This window comes from Pseudomonadota bacterium, from assembly GCA_010028905.1.
Taxonomy (GTDB): domain Bacteria; phylum Vulcanimicrobiota; class Xenobia; order RGZZ01; family RGZZ01; genus RGZZ01.
This window is the reverse complement of record RGZZ01000622.1, coordinates 1-2,490: the sequence shown is the minus strand read 5'-3', so window position 1 is coordinate 2,490 and position 2,490 is coordinate 1. Positions and strand designations below refer to the sequence as shown.

The window sequence follows — 2,490 nt, the reverse complement described above, 5'->3', positions numbered from 1 at the left end:
CGCCCTGAGCAGCGTTGGCGTGCTCGGCGGATCGGTTCTCGGCGGTCTGGCCGGTCTGGCCGCGGGCACCCGACTCATCGGAACAACCTCCCCCCTCCGGATCAGCGGCGTGGTTCTGACCACGGTTGCTGGCGCTGCGCTCGGGGGGCTATTCGGATTCTACGGTGGCGCCACGCTGGGCGCCCTGGCAGGCACGGCGGGCGGCCCCACCGGCGCCTGGGTCGGTGGCCTCGGACTGGGAACCCTGGGGGGCGCCTTCGGTGCGCTTGGGGTGGCCATCCATGAGGTCACCGAAAAGCCGGAGCGCTACCCGGTGACCCGTCAGACCTTCGTGGCACGGCCGTAGGCGCGGGTCACTCCTCGATCGGATCTCCTGGATACTGCTGCTCGGGATTGTGCTTCTGGAAGATCGCCCGCACGAGATCGGTATCGGCGCGCAGCCCCCCTCGCCCGTTGGGCTTCACCGCTCCGCTCGTGTACCACTCAAGGGCCGTCTCCATCATGGTGGTAAGATTGGCGAACGCATTCGGGCAGTTCGGACTCTGCGGCGCGAAGTGCCGGATGGGCAGCATCTTGGCTTTGTAGCCGAAGGCAGCGACGAGATAGGCGTCTCCCCGGTTGAGAAAGATGGGGAACCATGACGGCTGCCAGGTCGACTCGAGGCTCTTGCTCCAGAACCTGACCACCGTCTGAAGCGGCGGAAAGTGATGGTTCCAGATGAACGGACCGTCCTTCGACGTTCCGTTGTGCCACTGGTAGAGCAGAAAGAGCTCTTCGGTGAGCGCGATAGGCATCTGCTCGGTGAGCTTCTCGATCTCGTGGGTCGACAGGCCGGGCTGCAACGCGTTGGCCGTCTCGGGATTGTTCTGGGAAAGCCACTTCTTGATGCCATCGAGCGCATCGCGCAGGCGCTTGGGATCGAGCTCGGTGACCGGGCCGGCTTCCTTGTTGCAGCCCAGGGAGAACAATGCGCCAAGTGACGCCGCGGTCGCGAGAAAACCCCGACGGGAGAGCCATGCGCCAACGTGCGCGCTCTCGTCTGTGTGATGCCCCATGAAAGGGTGATTCGACGAAAATCGTTCAAGGCCTTCTCTGCGAACGGGCTCAGACCGCTGCGGCTCTGGAGGCGGCGCGCCCCACCCCCCCGCCAGCGCGTCCGCAACGCCGGATTCGACCTTCCACGGCCATGCGCCGCGACAGCCCGATGAAATACCGTCATGATGGTGTCCATCGCAGCCCAAGGAGGCCGTTCACCCGTGATCACGTCCCTGTCAGCGATGGCCGCACCTCGCCCGTGGAAGGGAGGCCCTCTGGGTCGCCCCCCCGCAGCACAAGGCCCGTCGCCCTATTCAACGCGGGCAACAACGCCCCCAGAGGCCGTAGAGGTGAAACCAGACAGCTGGAGATCGATGCGACAGGGAGAGGTGGGAGACTGCTACTTCCTGTCGGCGCTCGACGGCCTCGCGCGCGCCCGCCCAGGTGAGGTGAGCGCACTGATACGCAACGCGGGCAACGCCTACGAGGTGAGGTTCTACCGCCGTTCCGCCGTCAGCGTGTCGGGCACCGAGGTGCGCCACGGGGTGGGTGCCGACGGGGTCTGGGCGCGCATCCTCGAGTCCGCGTGGGAGAAGTCGCGCGGAAACATACGCGCCGACGGTACCGTGGAGGAGCAAGGCGGCGATCCGTCAGAGGCGATACGGGCGCTCACCGGCAACCGGTCGCGCACCATCGAGCTGCGCCCAGGCAACGCAGATCACGTGCTCGCGACGATGCGCGACAGCCTGGCGCGTGGTGGAATCGCCGTGGCCGCAACCCGCGCGCGCCATCCGGGCATCGCCCCTGAGCACGCCTACACGGTGCTGCAGGTCGACGAACGAGGCAACGTGGTGCTGCGCAACCCGTGGAAGAGCGGACCCTACCCCAGACCGACACCCGAGGGATACAAGCCCAATCCGATGGGCCCGGGAACGTTCGCCGTCGATCCGGCGACCTTCACCCGGAACTTCCCAGACGTATACCTCGAGGTGAACGCAAAGCGGGGGCGCTGACGCGCCGCTGACAAGCCGATGCGCCGACGGCGCCCGCGCCTGGCGAAGCGCACGCCTCAGCTCAGGGCACGAGAACGATCTTGCCCATCGCGCCTGGACGCATCACGGCACGGTGCGCCTCCGCGGCCTGCTCGAGCCCGAACCGACGCCCGATGAGCGGCACCAGCGTGCGGGCCTCGAGCGACGCGAACAGCCCCGCGTGCACCTCGGCAAGATCCGCAGGGCTGGCGTTGAAGAGCACCATGCCCACAACCGAAGCGTCACGCGTCATGAGCTGACGCGGTTCGATCTCGACGCGCCCCCGGCTCCCCACCACCACGACACGCCCTCCCGGCGCGAGTACCTCGAGGTCGCGCGCGAGGTTCACGTTGGCAAGCATCTCGATGACGAGATCGAACCCTCGGCCACCGGTGTGCGACATCGCAGCCTCGAGGCAGGCCGG

General features: G+C 67.3%; 4 protein-coding genes. 2 read left to right on the top strand and 2 right to left on the bottom strand.

Annotation, left to right across the window (positions count from 1 at the left end; translation table 11 throughout):
- Positions 1 to 19 precede the first annotated feature (19 nt).
- The gene (locus EB084_23645; protein NDD31256.1) at positions 20 to 346 is read left to right on the top strand and encodes a hypothetical protein; all 327 of its coding nucleotides are present in this window, start codon (positions 20 to 22) and stop codon (positions 344 to 346) included.
- 7 nt (positions 347 to 353) lie between these two features.
- Here the strand turns inward: EB084_23645 and EB084_23640 are convergent, their stop codons facing one another.
- Positions 354 to 1,055, bottom strand: coding sequence for a hypothetical protein (locus EB084_23640; GenBank protein NDD31255.1), 702 nt, complete (start codon positions 1,053 to 1,055; stop codon positions 354 to 356).
- A gap of 162 nt (positions 1,056 to 1,217) precedes the next feature.
- Between EB084_23640 and EB084_23635 the strand changes: the two genes are divergently transcribed.
- Complete coding sequence (locus tag EB084_23635; GenBank protein ID NDD31254.1) at positions 1,218 to 2,048, top strand: hypothetical protein; 831 nt, start codon at positions 1,218 to 1,220, stop codon at positions 2,046 to 2,048.
- Positions 2,049 to 2,109: 61 nt separating this feature from the next.
- Here the strand turns inward: EB084_23635 and EB084_23630 are convergent.
- On the bottom strand, positions 2,110 to 2,490 hold a 381-nt coding region (locus EB084_23630; GenBank protein ID NDD31253.1), incomplete at its 5' end, for an NADPH:quinone reductase.

What these genes read in the sequence shown, in the direction of transcription:
- EB084_23640 (NDD31255.1), bottom strand. Translation starts at nt 1,055, where the DNA reads ATGGGGCATCACACAGACGAGAGCGCGCACGTTGGCGCATGGCTCTCC.
- EB084_23635 (NDD31254.1), top strand. Translation starts at nt 1,218, where the DNA reads ATGATGGTGTCCATCGCAGCCCAAGGAGGCCGTTCACCCGTGATCACG.